Genomic DNA, 15,726 nt, shown 5'->3' with positions numbered 1-15,726 from the left:
GCTTCTTCCGAAGGCAGTGCGTCCACCCCGGCACCGGCGGCCGCGGCCGCGGCCGCCGCGCCCGCGGCGCCGGGCGGGATGGACGCCGCCGGGATCCGGAACATCTGGCCGCAGCTGATGACCGCGTTGCGCAAGTTCACCGGCGGCCGCAGCCTCGAGGCGATGCTGACGCAGGCCACGGTGGCGAGCGTCGAGGGCAACGCCTTGACGCTGACCCACAAGTCCGAACCACTGGCCCGCCGCCTCTCCGACCAGGACAACGCCCGCAAGATCGCCGGCGCCCTGACCGACGTCCTCGGCGGCGACTGGCAGGTCCGCTGCGTCCACGGCAACGCCCCGGTCGCAGCCGCCGCCCGGCCGCAGCAGGCGGCGCCGGCACCGGAGCGGTCGTTCACGCGCCAGTCGGCGACGGCCGCGCCGCCCGCCGAACCGGCGGCCCGCCCCGCGACCCCGCCGCCGCCCCCGCCGCGGCCCAAGGTCACGACGAGCGAGCCGGACATCCCGCTGCCCCCGGAACCCGCCGACGAGGACGACGAGGACCTCTACAACGAGGACGCCAGCCCCGCCCCGCCGCCGCCCCCACCCCCGCCGGACAAGGACCCGGACGAGCTGGCCCGCAAACTCCTCTCCGAGCACCTCGGCGCCCGCCCGCTCGACTGACACAGCCGTGTCGACCCTCGGATCACGCGTGTCGGCTGCCGGATCACGCGTGGCGTCCCTCCAGGTACGCGAGTCCGCCGCCCAGGTACGGCAGACCGGTGTGCTTGAACGGACGACACGTGTGCTTGAACGGACGACACGTGTGCTTGAACGGACGACACGGTGGGTCAGGACGCCCAGGGGCCGATGCCCGTGACCCGGTCGGCCGTGACGCGCACGATCACGGCCGTCGGTGAGCCCTGGTTGCCCAGTTCGTACTTCTCGGCGCCGAGGTAGCGCCGGGCCTGCCGGTCCATCAGCGCCGTGAACTCGTCGGCGATGTCCGGCCCGACCACCCGGGCGGTGCCCCGGACCAGCAGGTACTGCGGCAGTCCCCGGGCGTCGCGCTCGTCGTGGTCCTCGATCAGCACGGTGACGCGCGGGTCGTTGCGGATGTTGCGCACCTTGGGCCGGCGGCCCTCCATGCCCATCACGATCTCGTCGCCCTCCCGGCTGGCCCAGACCATCGAGGTCTGCGGCGAGCCGTCCGGGTCGATGGTCGTCAGCACGGCGTTGAACGGCCGCTCGAACAGGCGGTGGCAGCTTTCGGGAAGTTCCATGGTTCCGAGCGTAGGAAGCCGACAGGTACCGCTCGGTACCTTTGTTCCCATGGGTGACTTCTCGGGTGACGTCTTCCTCGCCGACTGCCCGGCCCGGCTGGCGATCGAGATGATCGCCGACAAGTGGGCGGTCGTCGTCGTGTTCGCGCTCAGCCGCGGCCCGCGGCGGCACGGCGAGCTGGCCGGCCTGATCGGCGGGATCTCCCGCAAGGTCCTCACCCAGACGCTGCGCAAGCTCCAGGGCCACGGCCTGGTGGACCGCCGGGCGTACGCCGAAGCGCCGCCGCGCGTCGAGTACTGCCTGACCGAGCTCGGCCGGACGCTTGTCGAGCCGATCGGCGTCCTCACGAAGTGGGCGACGCAGCACGGTGAGGCCGTCCTCGAGGCTCAGGAGGCCAGGTAGGCCTCGATCGCCGCCGCGATGGCCGACGCGAACCGCTGCCGTCCGTCCGCGCTCGTCATCCGGGCCGCCTCCGTGGCGTTGCGCATGTTGCCGCACTCCACCAGGGCGGCCGGCCGGGTCGAAAGGTTGAGGCCGCCCAGGTCCGCGCGGGCCGAAAGGCCGTCCGTGCCGATGTAGTTCGCCGCGCTGAAGCCGTTCGTGCGCATCGTGTCGCGCAGCGTCTGCGCCAGCCGCGTCGAAGGCGCCCCCTGCGCGGCGTTCAGCGGTGGTGACGAGTACGCGACGTGGAAGCCGTTCGCCCCCGCCGCTTCCGAGCCGTCGGCGTGGATGGAGACGACCGCGTCCGCGTTCGCGTCGTTGCCGATCGCCGCCCGACGGTCGACGCAGGGGCCGACGCCGGTGTCGTCCTGTCGCGTGTAGACGACGCGGATCCCCTTGTCCGCCAACGCTTTCCCGACCCGCTGCGCGACGTCGAAGGTGAACGCGTGCTCGGGGTAGCCCGCGTTGGTCGCGGTGCCGGTCGTGTTGCACGGCTTGGTCTGCCCGCGCCCGGCCGGCACCGGGCGGTTGATCTCCGCCGGGTGGGCGCCGTTGCCGCCGTTGTGGCCGGGGTCCAGCACGACGACCTTCCCGGCCGCCGCCGGCGGCGTGGCCGACGAAGACGGAGATGGAGACGGCGACGGAGACGGCGTTGGAGACGACGGCGTGGGCGACGCGGTCGTGGTCGTGACCACGGGAGCGGGCGCGGGCGCCGCTGGAGCGTCGTCGGAACAGCCGGTGAGCAGGAGGGCACCGGCCAGCAGCAGGGGAGCAGTCGCGCGTCGCACGGCGACCACGGTGCCACAGCCCGGCACTTCGCGTGGCGCGACTACCCTGGTGGGGACACAGGCGTGCAGAGAGGACCGAGTGCGATCATGGCCCAACCCGGCGGCGGCTTCGACCTTTCCCAGCTGATGCAGCAGGCGCAGCAGATGCAGCAGAAGCTCGTCGAAGCCCAGGAAGAGCTGGCCAACACCGAGGTCACCGGCACTGCCGGGGGCGGACTGGTCACCGCGACCGTGTCCGGTGACAGCCAGCTGAAGAGCCTCCAGATCGACCCGAAGGTGGTCGACCCGGACGACGTCGAGACGCTGTCCGACCTGATCGTGGCGGCGGTCCGCGACGCGTCGGCGAGCGCGCAGAAGCTCACCGAGCAGAAGCTCGGCCCGCTGGCCGGCGGGCTCGGTGGCGGTGGCGGCATGCCGGACCTCGGCGCCCTCGGCTTCGGCGGCTGACGAACTTGTACGAAGGTGTCGTCCAGGACCTGATCGACGAGCTCGGGCGCCTGCCCGGGGTCGGGCCGAAGAGCGCCCAGCGGATCGCGTTCCACCTGCTGGCCGCGGACCCGGTGGACATCTCGCGGCTGCAGGACGTCCTCGGCAAGGTCAAGGAGGGCGTGCAGTTCTGCGAGGTGTGCGGCAACGTCTCGGAGCAGCAGAAGTGCCGCATCTGCCGCGACGAGCGCCGCGACCTCACGGTCATCTGCGTGGTCGAGGAGCCGAAGGACGTCCTGGCGGTCGAGCGCACGCGCGAGTTCAAGGGCCGCTACCACGTCCTGGGCGGCGCGCTCGACCCGCTGTCGGGCATCGGCCCGGAGCAGCTGCGGATGCGTGAGCTCCTCAAGCGCATCGGCGAGGCGGACATCAAGGAGATCATCATCGCCACGGACCCCAACACGGAGGGCGAGGCGACGGCGACCTACCTGGTCCGCATGCTGCGCGACTTCCCGGGCCTGAGCGTGACGCGGCTGGCGTCGGGACTCCCGATGGGCGGTGACCTGGAGTTCGCCGACGAGCTGACGCTGGGCCGCGCGCTCTCGGGCCGGCGTGTGCTCTAGCGGGCGTCGAAGCGGCGAAGGTCGTACAGGTCCATCAGCCTGATCACCTTGTTCGCGTACTCCGGGTCGGTGGCGTACTTCTTCGCCACCGCCCGGATGAACGCGTCCGGGTCCTTGCGCACCGGCAGCGCCGCCGCGTAGTTCGGCGAGGTCGTCAACAGGCGCCCGTAGTCGCGGAATGAGTCGTCGATCGAGGCGTACGAGCGGAAATACGCGTCCACCGGGTGGCACGGCGCCGGAATGCACTCCGTCGACGGATACCGGGCGCAGCGCAGGGCGATCGGCCCCGGGCTCGACGGCGTCACGCACTTGAAGCCGAAGTGGTTGAGCTCGGTCGTGGCCAGCTTGCTGCGGCCCCAGTTCGACTCCAGGACCGCCTGCGCCACCGTGACCGACGCCGGGATGTCGTACGCCGCGTGGATCGCTCGTGCGATCGGGCCCGCCGCGCCGACGTACGCCTCCTGGAAGCCCGCCGTCAGCGCGGCGTCACGAACCGCACCCTGGTCGATGGGCGGGACCACCACCAGCGCGGCCGCCAGTCCGATGTGGATCATGGCGACACTTTGCCCGGCTCACCCGCGGGAAAACCCGGGGTCACCCCAAAGAGACCTCAGCAGTAGCCGAGCTGCGCCAGGGTGTCCACGACGATCTCGGACGGGTGGTACTTGTCCATCCAGGACTCACCACGCCGGTTCTGGTACGTGTCGAGGAAGTTCTGCAGCTTGTCGCCGCGCATTTCCGTCAGCACGACCGTCTCGCCGAGGTGCTGCGGCGTCTCCGTGCGCTCGCGGTGCACCGCGCACGGCAGGCCGAGGTAGTAGCACTCCGCCGAAAGACCACCCGAATCGGTGACGACGTACTCGGCGCGCGCCACCAGCGGCAGGAACTTCAGGTACCGCATCTTCGGCTGGACGATGAACCGGTCGTCGAAGATGTTGCCGATGCCCAGCGAGCGGATCTTCTCGCGCTCCGGCGCGCCGGCCATGTACAGGATCGGCATCTTGCGGCTCTGCTCGCGCAGGATCTCCAGCGCCTCGCGGTACTTGTCCGGGCGCGAGACCAGCTCGAAGCGGTGCAGCGTGGCCAGGCCGAACTTCTCCGGCAGGTCCGGCACGTCCAGCGGCTGGTTGATGGCCAGGCGCATCGCGTCGATCGCCGTGTTGGCCTCGGTGTCGACGACGACGCCGCGGGCGTTGCGCAGGTTGTTGACCTCGCGGATGCTCGGCGCGAAGTGGATGTCGACGATCTTCGCCGCGATCTTGCGGTTCAGCTCCTCCGGCAGCGGCGAGAGGATGCTGCCCGACCGCGCGCCCGCCTCGACGTGCCCGACGCGGGACTTCAGGATCCGCTTGCCGATCAGCGAGCCGTACGGCGTGGTGAACGTGTCGCCGTGCACCAGCACCAGCGGCGGGCGGCCGTCCTCGGTCAGCGCGGCGCGCAGTTCGTGGCGACGGCTCCACGCGGTGCGCAGCACCTGCGCGGCCCAGCCCGGGACCTGCGCCGGCGACTCGAGGTTGTGGGCCTTCTCCTCCGGCACCAGCCAGACGTCCGGCTGCGGCATGTTCAGGTCCGCGAGGACGTCCGCGACCTCGTCGACGTGCTGGGCGGTGAACCAGATCTTCGGCCGCATCCCGCGCTCGCGGATCCCGTGGTAGACCGGGGCGATCTTGATCAGTTCCGCGGTGGTGCCGAGAATGAAGGAAATCACCGTGAAGCCCATTTCTGGTCGGGTGCGGTGGCGCAAGGATACTGGCCGACCCGCCGCGGGGGCCGCCGGGTAGCCTCGGCACGGTGAGTGCGAACCCGCTCCTCCCCTCGCTCAGCGTCGTGATCCCGGTCTACAACGAGCAGGACTGGATCGAACGCAGTGTCGGTGCGCTGCTCGCTTCGGCGTCCGCCGCGAGCTGGCCGATCGAGGTCGTCGTGGTCGACGACGGCAGCACGGACGCCACGCCTTCCCGGCTCGACGACCTGCGCGAACGCCACGGCATCACCGTCTTGCGCCAGGCCAACGCCGGCCGGTTCGAGGCCCGGCGGGCGGGGATCGCCAAGTCGTCCGGCGAGTGGATCGCGCTGCTCGACAGCCGCGTCATCGTCGACGAGCACACCCTGACGTTCCTGCGCGACCAGCTCGTGGAGCACCCCGAGCGCGCGGTCTGGAACGGCCACATCGACGTCGCTTCCGAGCACAACCCGTACGCCGGGTTCATGGCCGGTCTGGTCAAGGTGCCCTGGCGCAAGTACTGCGCGAACCCGCGCCTGATGTCGTACGGCATCGAGGAGTTCGACGTCCACCCGAAGGGGACGACCTTCTTCTGCGCCCGCCGCGGCCTCCTCGAGGGCTCGGTGACGGCGTTCGCGTCGCTGTTCGACGACCTCCGCTTCGCCAGCGACGACACCCGCATGCTGCGCTGGATCGCCGAGCACGAGCGGATCTGGCTGGCCCCGGAGCTGTCGGCGACCTACCACGGGCGCGACTCGTTCAAGAAGTTCACGCAGCAGGCCTACTTCCGCGGCACGACCTACGTGGACTCCTACATCGCCTCGCCCGGCCCGGCCCGCAACGCCCTGTTCGGCGCGCTCGCGGCCGGTGCCGTCGGCCTGGTCTTCGCCGCGAAGAAGCCGAAGACGACGCTGGCCGCCGGTGTGCTCGGCGCGGTCGCGGCGGGCGAGGTCGTCAAGAAGTGCGGCGCGACCGGCCCCGAGGCCCGCGCGGTCACCAAGCTGCTGCCGGTGTTCGCCGGCGGGTTCGGCGCCGGTGTCCTGCGTGGCCTCGCCATGGCCGTGCGTGCCCGGCTCCGTCGCCGATGAGCACCGAGGCGGGCACAGTGGACACGCCGGCCGCCGCGCGCAGCGGACGCACGACCGCGGGCAGCCTCGGCGGCTCGCTGATCGTGTCCATCGGCCTCGGCTACCTGCTCACGGTCGCCTGCCAGCGGCTGCTGCCGCCGACGGAGTACGCGGTCTTCGTCACCTTCTGGGGCCTGGTGATGGGCCTCGGCAGCACGCTGTCGCCGCTCGAGCAGGAGCTTTCGCGCCAGTCGGCGGTCGCCGCGCTCGCCGGAGGCAAAGCGGGCCGCCCCGCGCTGCGGGCGGTCGCGGCCGGCGTCGTCGTCGCGGCCGCGTTCTCGCTCGCGCTGCTGATCCCGCCGGTCAACGACAAGCTGTTCCACGGCGAGTGGTCGCTGGCGGTCATCGTGCTGGCCGGCGGCGTCGCGTTCGCCTGCCAGTTCGGCACGCGCGGACTGCTCATCGGACAGCACAAGGTGAAGGCCTTCTCGCTGCTCGTGGTCGCCGAACCGGCCGTGCGGGCGCTCATCCTGGGTGTCCTGTTCGTCTCGGTCGCCTACAACGTCGTCTCGCTGGCGATCGCGGTCGCGGCCGGCTCGTTCGCCTGGCTGCTGTTCGCGCGCCCGGCCCGGCAGCTGCTCGACTTCCACGTCGAGGGAGACGGCTGGGGCGTCACGTCCCGCCGGATGGGCATGCTCCTGGCCGGCGCGGCCCTGACGGCGGCGGTCATCACCGGCTACCCGGCGCTGGTCGGCCTGCTGGCCCCGGGCGGGGACGGCGACCGCGTCGGCTCGCTGTTCGCCGCGCTGGTCATCGCGCGGCTGCCGCTGACGCTGATCGGGCCGGTGCAGTCGCTGGCGGTGCCGTTCGTCGTCCGGCTGTCGGTCACCGAGGAGGGCCGCCACCGGCTGCGCCGCGTGCTCGCCCTCGGCGCGGCGGCGTCGCTGGTGCTGGCCGCGCTCGGCGCGCTGGTCGGGCTGTGGCTCGGCCCGTGGGCGGTCCGGTTCGTCAGCGGGCCGAAGTACGACATCGACGGCTGGTCGGTCGCGGGGCTGGTGTGGTCGTCGGTGCTGCTGGTGCCGATGCAGCTGCTCACGGCGGTGCTCGTGGCCCGCACCCAAGCGAAGCTCGTGCTGGCGACCTGGGCCGTGGTCACCGGCACGGCGTCGCTGGTGCTGCTGTTCCTGCCGGGCGACACGGTGTTCCGCGCGGTGGTCGCGCTGGCGGTGGCGCCGACGCTGGGGCTGGCGGTGGTGCTGGCGTTCGTCCTGCGGCGCGCGCCCGAGCCGGTCGAGGCCGGCCCGGAAGCCGCCTGAGGTCTGCTAGCCCCGGGGCGGGGTCTGCGGCAGGTTCAGCCGGTACACGCTGACCGTGCCCGAGCTGAACTCCTTCGTCAGGCCCGGCAGGCCGGTCAGCCCGCTGAGCCCCGGCGCCAGGCTGTACGTCAGCTTGCCCGTCCAGTGGTGGCCGTCCGTGCCGACCGTCGGGGCCGAGGAATCCACGTACACCCACCGGACGTTCTTTGCACGGAGGATGTTCTGGACCTGCGGGTCGGCCGGGAAGTCGTTGAACTTCGCCAGCAGGGTGATGTTGTCCTCGATCGGGCTGTGGCCGTCCGGGACGATGTTGAGGATCGGCAGGTCGTAGTCGACGTACAGCAGCGTCGAGCCGTCGTTCGCGTTGTTGAGGATCGTCTCGCCCGGGGCCGCGTTCTCGTGCAGCCACCTCGCGGCCGCGTCGTCCGCCGCGTCGTAGCGGACGAACTGCGGGGTCGCGTAACGCTGGCTGAGCGACAGCGCCCCGGTGTTCATGTAGCCGCGGAACGACGTCACCGTCAGCGCGCCGAGCAGCACCACGACCAGCCCGAACGCCACCGCCGGCCGGAGCCGCGCCGGGATCGGGTTGCGGGCCTTCACCGCGACGACGAACAGCGCGAGCGCCACGAACAGGACGCCCGCCAGCGGCGGGATCAGCAGGTAGACGTGGGTGTCGAGGCGGTTGGCGACCCGGTAGTAGTAGCGGCCGATGGTGGCGCCGAAGCCGGAGTTGGGCGAGTAGTGGAAGCTCACCACGACCGCGGCCCAGAACAGCCAGGCCGTCAGCAGCGGCCACGCCCGCCGCGACAGCAGCGTGGCGACGACGCCGGCCAGGCCCAGCAGGCCGAGCACCAGCTGGCCCATCGTGCCGCTCGGGTCGAAGTAGCCGCCGTAGGGCAGCCGGGCGATCAGCTTGGCCGACTCGCCCAGCGGCGAGCCGGGGATGTTGGCCGGCGCGTCGACCACCGTGCCGCCGCCGAGCCGCAGGAGCGCCAGCACGTCCGGGACGATGAGGACGACGGCGACCACGCCCGTCAGCACCAGCGGCAGCAGCGCGCGGACGAAGGCGAGCCGGCCCGCCCTGGTGAACAGCAGGCCGACCATGGCCGCGACCGTCGTCAGCGCCACCGAGGTCAGTGCGCTCGGGTGCAGGTTGAACGCGCCGGCGGCGGCGACGCCGACCAGCACCGCGCGGCCCCAGTGGCGCTTGCCGATCACCAGCATCACGGCGACGAGCCCGGGCATCAGCGTCATCGCGGCCGCGTTCGGCAGGACCCCGCCGTCGTGCGCGAAGGCGATGCCGGGGCGGTACAGCTGGACGGAGACGAACGCGGCCACCCCGGCGGCGAGCTCGACCCAGCCGCGGCCGAGCCGGCCGTGCCGGAGCACCGCCGCGGTGAAGGCGGCCACCGACAGCGGCAGCACGACCACCGTGAACACGACGGTCACCAGGTTCAGGGACAGCATCGTGTCCCCGAAGATGTCGGTGAGCAGCGCGCAGAGGTCGGTGAAGCCGGGCGGGTAGAACTGGACGTTGGTGTCGTGCACGACGTCGATCGGCAGGATCTGCCAAGGCGCGGCCTTGCCGGTGAAGTGCGTGAAGGCGGTCAGCACGGCGTGCGTGACGGTGTCGTGCTCCTGGGTCGGCGTCCGCCACGACCCGAGGCCCTTGTGCCACAGGCGGACGCCGAGGCCGACCCCGGCGACGGCGATGAGCGTGCCCAGGGCCTGGGCGGCCGTGCCGGCCCGGCCGGTCAGCGTGCGCAGCCGCGGGTCCTCGGCGGGCGCGGCCGGATCCGCGGCCGGGCGCCGGCGGCGGACCAGCCACCGCACGCCGCCGAGCACGAGCAGCACGACCACGAGCGCGACGACCGCGGTCAGGAGACCGAAGCGGACTCCGGTGACCCCCGTGAAAAGGGACACCAGCAGGACGAACCCGGTGGTCAACGGCGCCGAGAGCCCCGCCAGCCACAACCGTTCGCGTACGCCGGCGACCAGGAGAATCGAGAATCCGGGGAGCAATACCACCAGGATTCCCACGGCCAGCCGGACAGCTTCGGACAGCATGCCTTCTCCGATCAACAAAGCCGTCAACGCCCGGAGTCTATGGGTGGCGGCGGTGTGCCAAGGATGCGGGTGACCAGCGAGCTGACGTGCACGGTAGCGTGGCCGCCGCCGTCCGGAAGGCCGTTCACCGCGGTGGCGGGACGGATCACGGCGAAATGGGGTGGGAGAATGGGGTTTCTGCTCGTTCTGGCCGCATTCTGGTTGCCGGGCGCCGTTTTCGGGGCGGCGATCGGCTTGCGCGGCTGGACGCTGGGCGCGGCGGCGCCGGTCCTCACGTTCGGGGTCGTGGCCCTGGCCATCCCGCTGCTCGGCGGCACGGGCATCCGGTGGACGGCGCTCTCCGTGGCACTGTGGACGCTCGTGGTCTCGGCCGCCGGCTTCGCGGTCACCTGGGCCGTGGCCCGGTTCACCCGGCGGCGCCGGCCGGACGCCGAGGCGGCCGCGCCCGAGCGTCCGCGGTGGTCCTGGCGCGCGCACGCCTTGACCGCGCTCGGCGTCGCCGCCGGGATGGCGATCGGCGCGGTCACCGTGCTGCGCGGCATCGTGACACCCGGCACGGTGAACCAGAACTGGGACGCCGCGTTCCACGCGAACCTCGTCCGCTGGATCGCCGAACGCGGTGACGCGCGCCCGTCGACCATCGGCACCATCGCGAACCTGCCGGACGAGACGCACTACTTCTACCCGGACACCTACCACGCGCTGCTCGCCCTGCTCTTCGGCAAGGGCGGGCTGACCGTGATGCCGCTGCTGAACTTCGCGTCGATCGCCGTCACCTTCGCGGTGCCGCTCGGCGTGGCCGCGATGTGCCGCGCGTGGCGGCTCCCGCCGGTGACGGCCGCCGCGGCCGCCACGGCTTCCGCGTGCTTCACCTCGTTCCCCTACGACCTGTTCTGGCACGGCCCGGTCTGGCCCTACGCCGCCGGCGTCGCCCTGGTCCCGGCCATGCTCGCGGTGGTCCGCCTGCTGCTCGAGCCGGGCGGCGCCACGGGGCCGCTGGCCGTGGGGGTCGGCGTCGGGGGCCTGGCGGCGCTCCACACCAGCGTCGTGTTCGTGCTCGCCGTCTACTGCGTCCTGATCCTGGCCGCCGTGCTCTTCCGATTCGAGCCGATCGACTGGCGGCGCGCCTGGCCGTCGCTGGCGGTGGCCGCGGTGCTCGCCGTCGGGCTCGGCCTGCCCCAGGTGCTGCCCTCGCTCTACAACGCCGGTGGCGTCACGTCCGCGGTCTGGGGCAACGCGGCGACCGTGACCGGCGCGGTCGGGCAGACGGTGACGTTCTCGCCGATGGCGGACTTCCCGCAGTGGTGGATCGGCCTGCCCGCCGTCGCCGGCATCTTCCTGCTGGCCCGGCAGCGGCGGATGGTCTGGCTGGTCGGCGCGTACGTCGTCCTCGGCGGCTTGTACGCGGCGACGGTCTCCATGGAGAACGGCCTGGTCCACCTGCTGACCGGGCCGTTCTACAACGACAACTACCGGATCGCGGCGCTGCTGCCGCTGATCGGCGCGGTGGGCTTCGGGGAGCTCGTCCACACCGCGACGGCGTGGTTCGCGGCGAAGGTCCGCCCCCGGCTGCCGAGCCTGCACCCGGCCACGCCGGTCCTGGCCGGCGTGGTGCTGCTCGCGGCGGTGATCGGCGGGTTCAGCCGCGGGTACGTGGGCATCAACTCCGTCCACGTGAACATCGGTTACCGCGGCTTCCCCGCGGTGAGCGCGGACGAGGAGACGGCGTTCGCCTGGCTGGCCGGGCACACGGTCCCCGGCGAGCGCGTCTTGAACGACCGCTTCGACGGGTCGTGCTGGATGTACGCGTTGCAGGGCGTGAAGCCGACCCAGTGGAACTACTACGGCGCCGAGCCCACCAGCGACATCGGCTACGTCAGCGCGTTCGCGAACCGGCTGGAAGCCGACCCCAAGGCCCGGAAGATCCTGCGGGAGCTCAAGGTCCGCTACGCCTTCGTCGGCCGGGGCAACGCCATTCCCGACGTGCAGAACGACGCCGGCCTGCTGAACCTGGACACCGCTCCCGGGTTCAAGCTGGTCTACCGCAACGCCGGTGCCTCGATCTACGAGATCGCGGGGCAGCAGGACGTCGTCACCGCGGGGGCCGCGCCCGGGTCCGCGGCGGGTGACGGCCGGTGAAGAGCTAAAGTGTTCGCGTGTCTGTGACCTCGACGACCGCGGTGACCAGCCGCCGCGTGCTCATCGTGATGCCCGCCCTCAACGAGTCGGCGAGCGTCGCGTCGGTCGTCGAGCAGGTGAAGCGCGCCCTCCCGGGTGGCCACGTGCTGGTCGTCGACGACGGCTCGGTGGACGACACCGCCAAGCTGGCCCGCGCCGCGGGCGCCGAGGTGGCCCGGCTCGCCGTGAACCTCGGGGTCGGCGGTGCGATGCGCACCGGTTTCCGCTACGCCGCCGCCCGCGGGTACGACGTCGTCGTCCAGGTGGACGCGGACGGCCAGCACGACCCGGACGAGCTCGACGCGCTGCTGCGCGGCCTGGACGACGCGGACATCGTGATCGGCTCCCGGTTCGCCGGGAAGGGCGCGTACAAGGCCAGCGGGCCGCGCAAGTACGCCATGGTCGCGCTCTCGATCGTGTTCTCGCGGCTGGCGAAGACGCGGCTCACCGACGTCACGTCGGGCTTCAAGGCGATGGGGCCGCGCGCGATCCGGCTGTTCGCCGGCTACTACCCGGCCGAGTACCTCGGCGACACGGTCGAATCACTGGTCATGGCCATCCGGGCCGAGCTGGTCATCAAGGAGATCCCGGTCGTCATGCGCGAGCGCGCGGGCGGCACGCCCAGCCACTCGCCCGTCAAGTCGGCCGTCTACCTGAGCCGGGCCGGGCTCGCACTGCTGCTGGCGCTGGTACGCCGCCGCCCGGCGGTCGACTCGTCCGACTCGGCATAAGGGAGCTCGCGAGATGGAAGGTTGGCGCGTCCTCAGCATCGTCGTCGCCTGCGTCGTGCTGTTCGTCGTCCTCGAGATGATGCGGCGGCGCAAGCTTCGCGAGAAGTACGCGGGCGTGTGGCTGATCGTCGCCATCGGTGTCGTGGTGCTGGCCGTGATCCCGGCGGCCGCGAAGTTCCTCGCCGGGCTGACCGGGGTGGAAACGCCGTCGAACTTCGTCTTCCTCCTCGCCGGCGTCGTGCTGGCGCTCGTGTCGCTGCACCTGTCCACCGAGACCGGGCACCTCGAGGAAGAGGTGCGCACCTCGGTCGAGGAGATCGCGCTGCTGCGCTGCGAGCTCGAAGACACCCGGCGTGAGCTGGCCGGCCGGATCGCCGAGCTGGAGGCGAAGACGGCGGCGCCCGACGACGTCAAAGGGCTCCCGGAGGTCGAGCGCGTCAGCAAGTGACGCGGTGATCGAAGCCCTGCTCGCCGCCCCCGCGCGGCTGGGCCGGGTGCGCGTGCTGGCCATCGACGGTCCGTCGGGCGCCGGCAAGTCCACGCTGGCCGCCCGCGTCGTCGCCGAGCTGACCGCCCGCGGGTGCCGCACGGCCCTGGTGAGCACCGACGCCTTCGCGACGTGGGACGACCCGGTCTCGTGGTGGCCCCGGCTCGTCGACGGCGTCCTGCGGCCCCTGGCCGGCGGCGTGGCGGGGGCGTACCGGCGAGTGGACTGGTCCACTGGGGCACCCCGGCCGGGTGAACTCGTCCGGGTGGCCGTGCCGGACGTCCTGGTGCTGGAAGGGGTTTCCAGCGGCCGCACTTCGGTAAGACCCCTGCTTTCCCACCTCTGCTGGCTCTCCGGCGGCTCCGAAGCCACGCGGCTGGCCAAAACCGTGGCGCGGGACGGCGAGGCCGCACAGGGCGCATTGGCGCGGTGGCAACGGTTCGAGCGCGGCTGGTTCGCCGTGGACGGCACCGCCGAAGCCGCCGGAACCCGACTTTCGTAGGGGACGGGGTGGTCACGCACCGTGTCCGAGCCACTCCGGATCGATCAAGCTGTCCGTAGCCGAATACACGAGTGGGCCAATGTCGGTACCGCCATCTGAGTCATGGATCAGGCACCGAGGGCAGTCAGAGCCCGCAAATGGTCACATTCTGTCGTGATTTACGGACACATTGCGGTCAAATCGACGTCCACGTAGCGCGATCGTAACCTCACGTGCTTAAGTGCGGGCCGAGTTCCCGCTAGTGTCGGCGAGCACACCGATCGTCCGTCGAGTTCCTGACCGACCGGACGGTGACTTTGAACCCGAAACATCTCCCAAGGGGTGCCAGATGCAGCAATTGCGGCTGACCCGAACACGCCGCGTGGCCCTGATCGGGCTCGCCGGCGCGCTCGCGGTTTCGCTGTCCGCCTGTGCGGAATCCAAGCGTGAAGAGGGCGCAGGGGGTGGTTCCGGGGGCACCATGATCTTCGGCGCGGCCGGTAACCCGAAGTTGTTCGACCCGATCTTCAATGACGAGGGCGAGACCTTCCGCATCACGCGGCAGATCTTCGACACGCTGATCCAGAACAAGCCGGGCACCGCCGACCTCGAGCCCTCGCTGGCCGAGAAGTGGGAGCAGGGCAGCGACGGCAAGTCCTGGACCTTCAACCTCAAGCAGGGCGTGAAGTTCTCCGACGGCACCCCGTTCGACGCCGCCGCCGTGTGCTTCAACTTCGATCGCTGGTTCAACATGAAGGGCGCCGCCGCCCAGAGCCAGATGATCTACTACGCCGACGTCTTCGAAGGCTTCGCCAAGAACGAGAGCGACGACTACAGCAACCCGGTCTACAAGAGCTGCGAAGCCAAGGACCCGGCGACCGCGGTCGTGAACCTCAACAAGGCCAAGGGCGCGTTCCCGGCGGCCTTCACCCTGCCGTCGTTCGCGATGCAGAGCCCGACCGCGCTCAAGCAGTACAAGTCGGACGAGGTCACCCAGTCCGGCGACTCGTTCACCTACAGCGAGTACGCGAACAAGCACCCGGTCGGCACCGGCCCGTTCAAGTTCGACAGCTGGGACCAGGGCAAGGGTGAGATCACCCTGTCCAAGAACGACACCAGCCCGACCCAGACGGCCAAGCTCGACAAGCTGATCTTCAAGGTGATCCCGGACGAGAACGCCCGCAAGCAGGCGCTCAAGGCCGGCGACATCCAGGGCTACGACTACCCGGCGCCCGCGGACTACGGCCTGCTGCGCAACGAGGGCGAGCAGGTGCTGGTGCGCCCGCCGTTCAACGTGCTGTACATGGGCATCAACCAGTCCGGCCCGGCCGGCGAAAAGCTGAAGGACGTCAAGGTCCGCCAGGCGCTCGCCTACGGCATCAACCGCGAGCAGTTCGTGAAGAGCAAGCTGCCCGAAGGTGCCGAGGTGGCCACCGAGTTCGTGCCCAAGACGATCTCCGGCTACACCGACGAGGTCACCAAGTACCCGTACAACCCGGAGAAGGCGAAGCAGCTGCTCCAGGAGGCCGGGGCGACGAACCTGACGCTGAAGTTCTACTACCCGACCGAGGTCACCCGGCCGTACATGCCGAACCCGGCGGACGTCTTCACCTCGTTCTCGGAGGACCTGAAGGCCATCGGCATCAAGATCGAGCCGATCGCCAAGCCGTGGAACGGTGGCTACAAGGACGACGTCCAGAAGTTCGGCAAGCAGGACCTCCACCTGCTCGGCTGGACCGGTGACTACAACGACGCGGGGAACTTCGTCGGCACCTTCTTCGGTCGCACGAAGAAGGAGTTCGGGTTCGACAACCCGCAGCTGTTCCAGGCGCTCGCCGCCGCGGACGCTTCGCCCGCCGGTGACGCGCACGCCAAGGCGTACCAGGAAGTCAACAAGCAGATCATGGACTACCTGCCCGCCATCCCGATCTCCTACGGCCCGCCCGCCATCGTGGTCGGCCCGAAGGTCAAGGGCCTGATCGCCAGCCCGCTGACCGACGAGCGGTTCAACACCGTCACCGTCAACTGAGTTCTGCCTCGAGCGCATGGGGTGGGCGGGGGCCCGCCCCCCCCCACCCCCGTCCCCCCCCGCCGGGGGCTGATTAACAACAAAGCACCCCCCCCGCCAGAAGCGGGCG

The 15,726-nt window shown here is 71.1% G+C and carries 15 protein-coding genes and 1 pseudogene; 11 read left to right on the top strand and 5 right to left on the bottom strand.

The window, feature by feature from the left end; genetic code table 11:
• Positions 1-660: pseudogene (locus tag ACFVYA_RS17855) on the top strand (DNA polymerase III subunit gamma/tau); the annotation flags it as partial.
• A gap of 167 nt (positions 661-827) precedes the next feature.
• Here the strand turns inward: ACFVYA_RS17855 and ACFVYA_RS17850 are convergent.
• A complete protein-coding gene (locus ACFVYA_RS17850; protein WP_387046193.1) occupies positions 828-1,259 on the bottom strand; it encodes a TIGR03618 family F420-dependent PPOX class oxidoreductase in 432 nt (143 codons plus the stop codon).
• 49 nt (positions 1,260-1,308) lie between these two features.
• Here ACFVYA_RS17850 and ACFVYA_RS17845 point away from each other — a divergent pair, with 49 nt between their 5' ends.
• On the top strand, positions 1,309-1,662 hold the full coding sequence (locus ACFVYA_RS17845; protein ID WP_285987104.1) for a helix-turn-helix domain-containing protein: 354 nt from the start codon (positions 1,309-1,311) through the stop codon (positions 1,660-1,662).
• Here ACFVYA_RS17845 and ACFVYA_RS17840 read toward each other — a convergent pair.
• Complete coding sequence (locus ACFVYA_RS17840; RefSeq protein ID WP_387046191.1) at positions 1,647-2,498, bottom strand: N-acetylmuramoyl-L-alanine amidase; 852 nt, start codon at positions 2,496-2,498, stop codon at positions 1,647-1,649. The two genes, ACFVYA_RS17845 and ACFVYA_RS17840, sit on opposite strands and share 16 nt — an antisense overlap.
• 78 nt (positions 2,499-2,576) lie before the next feature.
• Here ACFVYA_RS17840 and ACFVYA_RS17835 point away from each other — a divergent pair, with 78 nt between their 5' ends.
• Together ACFVYA_RS17835 and recR are read left to right on the top strand one after the other, a co-directional pair.
• Positions 2,577-2,936, top strand: a complete 360-nt coding sequence (locus ACFVYA_RS17835; protein WP_285987102.1) for a YbaB/EbfC family nucleoid-associated protein — start codon at positions 2,577-2,579, stop codon at positions 2,934-2,936.
• A gap of 5 nt (positions 2,937-2,941) precedes the next feature.
• Positions 2,942-3,538: a recombination mediator RecR gene (gene recR, locus ACFVYA_RS17830; protein ID WP_285987101.1), complete on the top strand. Its 597-nt coding sequence runs from the start codon at positions 2,942-2,944 to the stop codon at positions 3,536-3,538.
• Here recR and ACFVYA_RS17825 read toward each other — a convergent pair.
• Both ACFVYA_RS17825 and ACFVYA_RS17820 read right to left on the bottom strand, forming a co-directional pair.
• Entirely contained in the window at positions 3,535-4,092 is a 558-nt protein-coding gene (locus tag ACFVYA_RS17825) for a glucosaminidase domain-containing protein (RefSeq protein ID WP_387046188.1), read from the bottom strand. The two genes, recR and ACFVYA_RS17825, sit on opposite strands and share 4 nt — an antisense overlap.
• Before the next feature lie 56 nt (positions 4,093-4,148).
• Positions 4,149-5,258 (bottom strand): UDP-N-acetylglucosamine 2-epimerase, encoded by a 1,110-nt coding sequence (locus tag ACFVYA_RS17820; protein WP_285987096.1) that lies wholly within the window; start codon positions 5,256-5,258, stop codon positions 4,149-4,151.
• A gap of 71 nt (positions 5,259-5,329) precedes the next feature.
• On the opposite strand from ACFVYA_RS17820, the gene ACFVYA_RS17815 reads away from it, so the two are divergent.
• On the top strand, positions 5,330-6,349 hold the full coding sequence (locus ACFVYA_RS17815; protein WP_285987095.1) for a glycosyltransferase family 2 protein: 1,020 nt from the start codon (positions 5,330-5,332) through the stop codon (positions 6,347-6,349).
• Complete coding sequence (locus tag ACFVYA_RS17810) at positions 6,346-7,644, top strand: hypothetical protein (RefSeq protein ID WP_387046185.1); 1,299 nt, start codon at positions 6,346-6,348, stop codon at positions 7,642-7,644. Before ACFVYA_RS17815 ends, ACFVYA_RS17810 begins: the two co-directional genes overlap by 4 nt.
• A gap of 6 nt (positions 7,645-7,650) precedes the next feature.
• Here the strand turns inward: ACFVYA_RS17810 and ACFVYA_RS17805 are convergent, their stop codons facing one another.
• Positions 7,651-9,711, bottom strand: coding sequence for a DUF6541 family protein (locus ACFVYA_RS17805; protein WP_387046183.1), 2,061 nt, complete (start codon positions 9,709-9,711; stop codon positions 7,651-7,653).
• Positions 9,712-9,879: 168 nt separating this feature from the next.
• On the opposite strand from ACFVYA_RS17805, the gene ACFVYA_RS17800 reads away from it, so the two are divergent.
• From ACFVYA_RS17800 to ACFVYA_RS17780, 5 genes are all read left to right on the top strand, one after another.
• The gene (locus tag ACFVYA_RS17800) at positions 9,880-11,850 is read left to right on the top strand and encodes a DUF6541 family protein (RefSeq protein WP_387046180.1); all 1,971 of its coding nucleotides are present in this window, start codon (positions 9,880-9,882) and stop codon (positions 11,848-11,850) included.
• Positions 11,851-11,918: 68 nt separating this feature from the next.
• Positions 11,919-12,620, top strand: coding sequence for a glycosyltransferase family 2 protein (locus ACFVYA_RS17795; RefSeq protein ID WP_387046202.1), 702 nt, complete (start codon positions 11,919-11,921; stop codon positions 12,618-12,620).
• 13 nt (positions 12,621-12,633) lie between these two features.
• The gene (locus ACFVYA_RS17790) at positions 12,634-13,068 is read left to right on the top strand and encodes a DUF2304 domain-containing protein (RefSeq protein WP_285987091.1); all 435 of its coding nucleotides are present in this window, start codon (positions 12,634-12,636) and stop codon (positions 13,066-13,068) included.
• Positions 13,069-13,072: 4 nt separating this feature from the next.
• Positions 13,073-13,609, top strand: coding sequence for a uridine kinase (locus tag ACFVYA_RS17785; protein ID WP_387046178.1), 537 nt, complete (start codon positions 13,073-13,075; stop codon positions 13,607-13,609).
• A gap of 328 nt (positions 13,610-13,937) precedes the next feature.
• A complete protein-coding gene (locus tag ACFVYA_RS17780) occupies positions 13,938-15,617 on the top strand; it encodes an ABC transporter substrate-binding protein (RefSeq protein ID WP_387046176.1) in 1,680 nt (559 codons plus the stop codon).
• Positions 15,618-15,726: the final 109 nt, after the last annotated feature.

Source organism: Amycolatopsis sp. NPDC058278, from assembly GCF_042881395.1.
GTDB lineage: Bacteria > Actinomycetota > Actinomycetes > Mycobacteriales > Pseudonocardiaceae > Amycolatopsis.
Note: the sequence above shows the minus strand (reverse complement) of the source record. Positions and strands in the feature narration are given on the sequence as shown.

Excerpts from the sequence above, each read along its gene's own strand:
- ACFVYA_RS17845 (WP_285987104.1), top strand. The coding sequence starts at position 1,309 with ATGGGTGACTTCTCGGGTGACGTCTTCCTCGCCGACTGCCCGGCCCGG.
- ACFVYA_RS17805 (WP_387046183.1), bottom strand. The coding sequence starts at position 9,711 with ATGCTGTCCGAAGCTGTCCGGCTGGCCGTGGGAATCCTGGTGGTATTG.
- ACFVYA_RS17790 (WP_285987091.1), top strand. The coding sequence starts at position 12,634 with ATGGAAGGTTGGCGCGTCCTCAGCATCGTCGTCGCCTGCGTCGTGCTG.
- ACFVYA_RS17780 (WP_387046176.1), top strand. The coding sequence starts at position 13,938 with ATGCAGCAATTGCGGCTGACCCGAACACGCCGCGTGGCCCTGATCGGG.
- ACFVYA_RS17810 (WP_387046185.1), top strand. The coding sequence starts at position 6,346 with ATGAGCACCGAGGCGGGCACAGTGGACACGCCGGCCGCCGCGCGCAGC.
- ACFVYA_RS17850 (WP_387046193.1), bottom strand. The coding sequence starts at position 1,259 with ATGGAACTTCCCGAAAGCTGCCACCGCCTGTTCGAGCGGCCGTTCAAC.
- ACFVYA_RS17820 (WP_285987096.1), bottom strand. The coding sequence starts at position 5,258 with ATGGGCTTCACGGTGATTTCCTTCATTCTCGGCACCACCGCGGAACTG.
- ACFVYA_RS17800 (WP_387046180.1), top strand. The coding sequence starts at position 9,880 with ATGGGGTTTCTGCTCGTTCTGGCCGCATTCTGGTTGCCGGGCGCCGTT.
- ACFVYA_RS17835 (WP_285987102.1), top strand. The coding sequence starts at position 2,577 with ATGGCCCAACCCGGCGGCGGCTTCGACCTTTCCCAGCTGATGCAGCAG.
- ACFVYA_RS17825 (WP_387046188.1), bottom strand. The coding sequence starts at position 4,092 with ATGATCCACATCGGACTGGCGGCCGCGCTGGTGGTGGTCCCGCCCATC.
- ACFVYA_RS17795 (WP_387046202.1), top strand. The coding sequence starts at position 11,919 with ATGCCCGCCCTCAACGAGTCGGCGAGCGTCGCGTCGGTCGTCGAGCAG.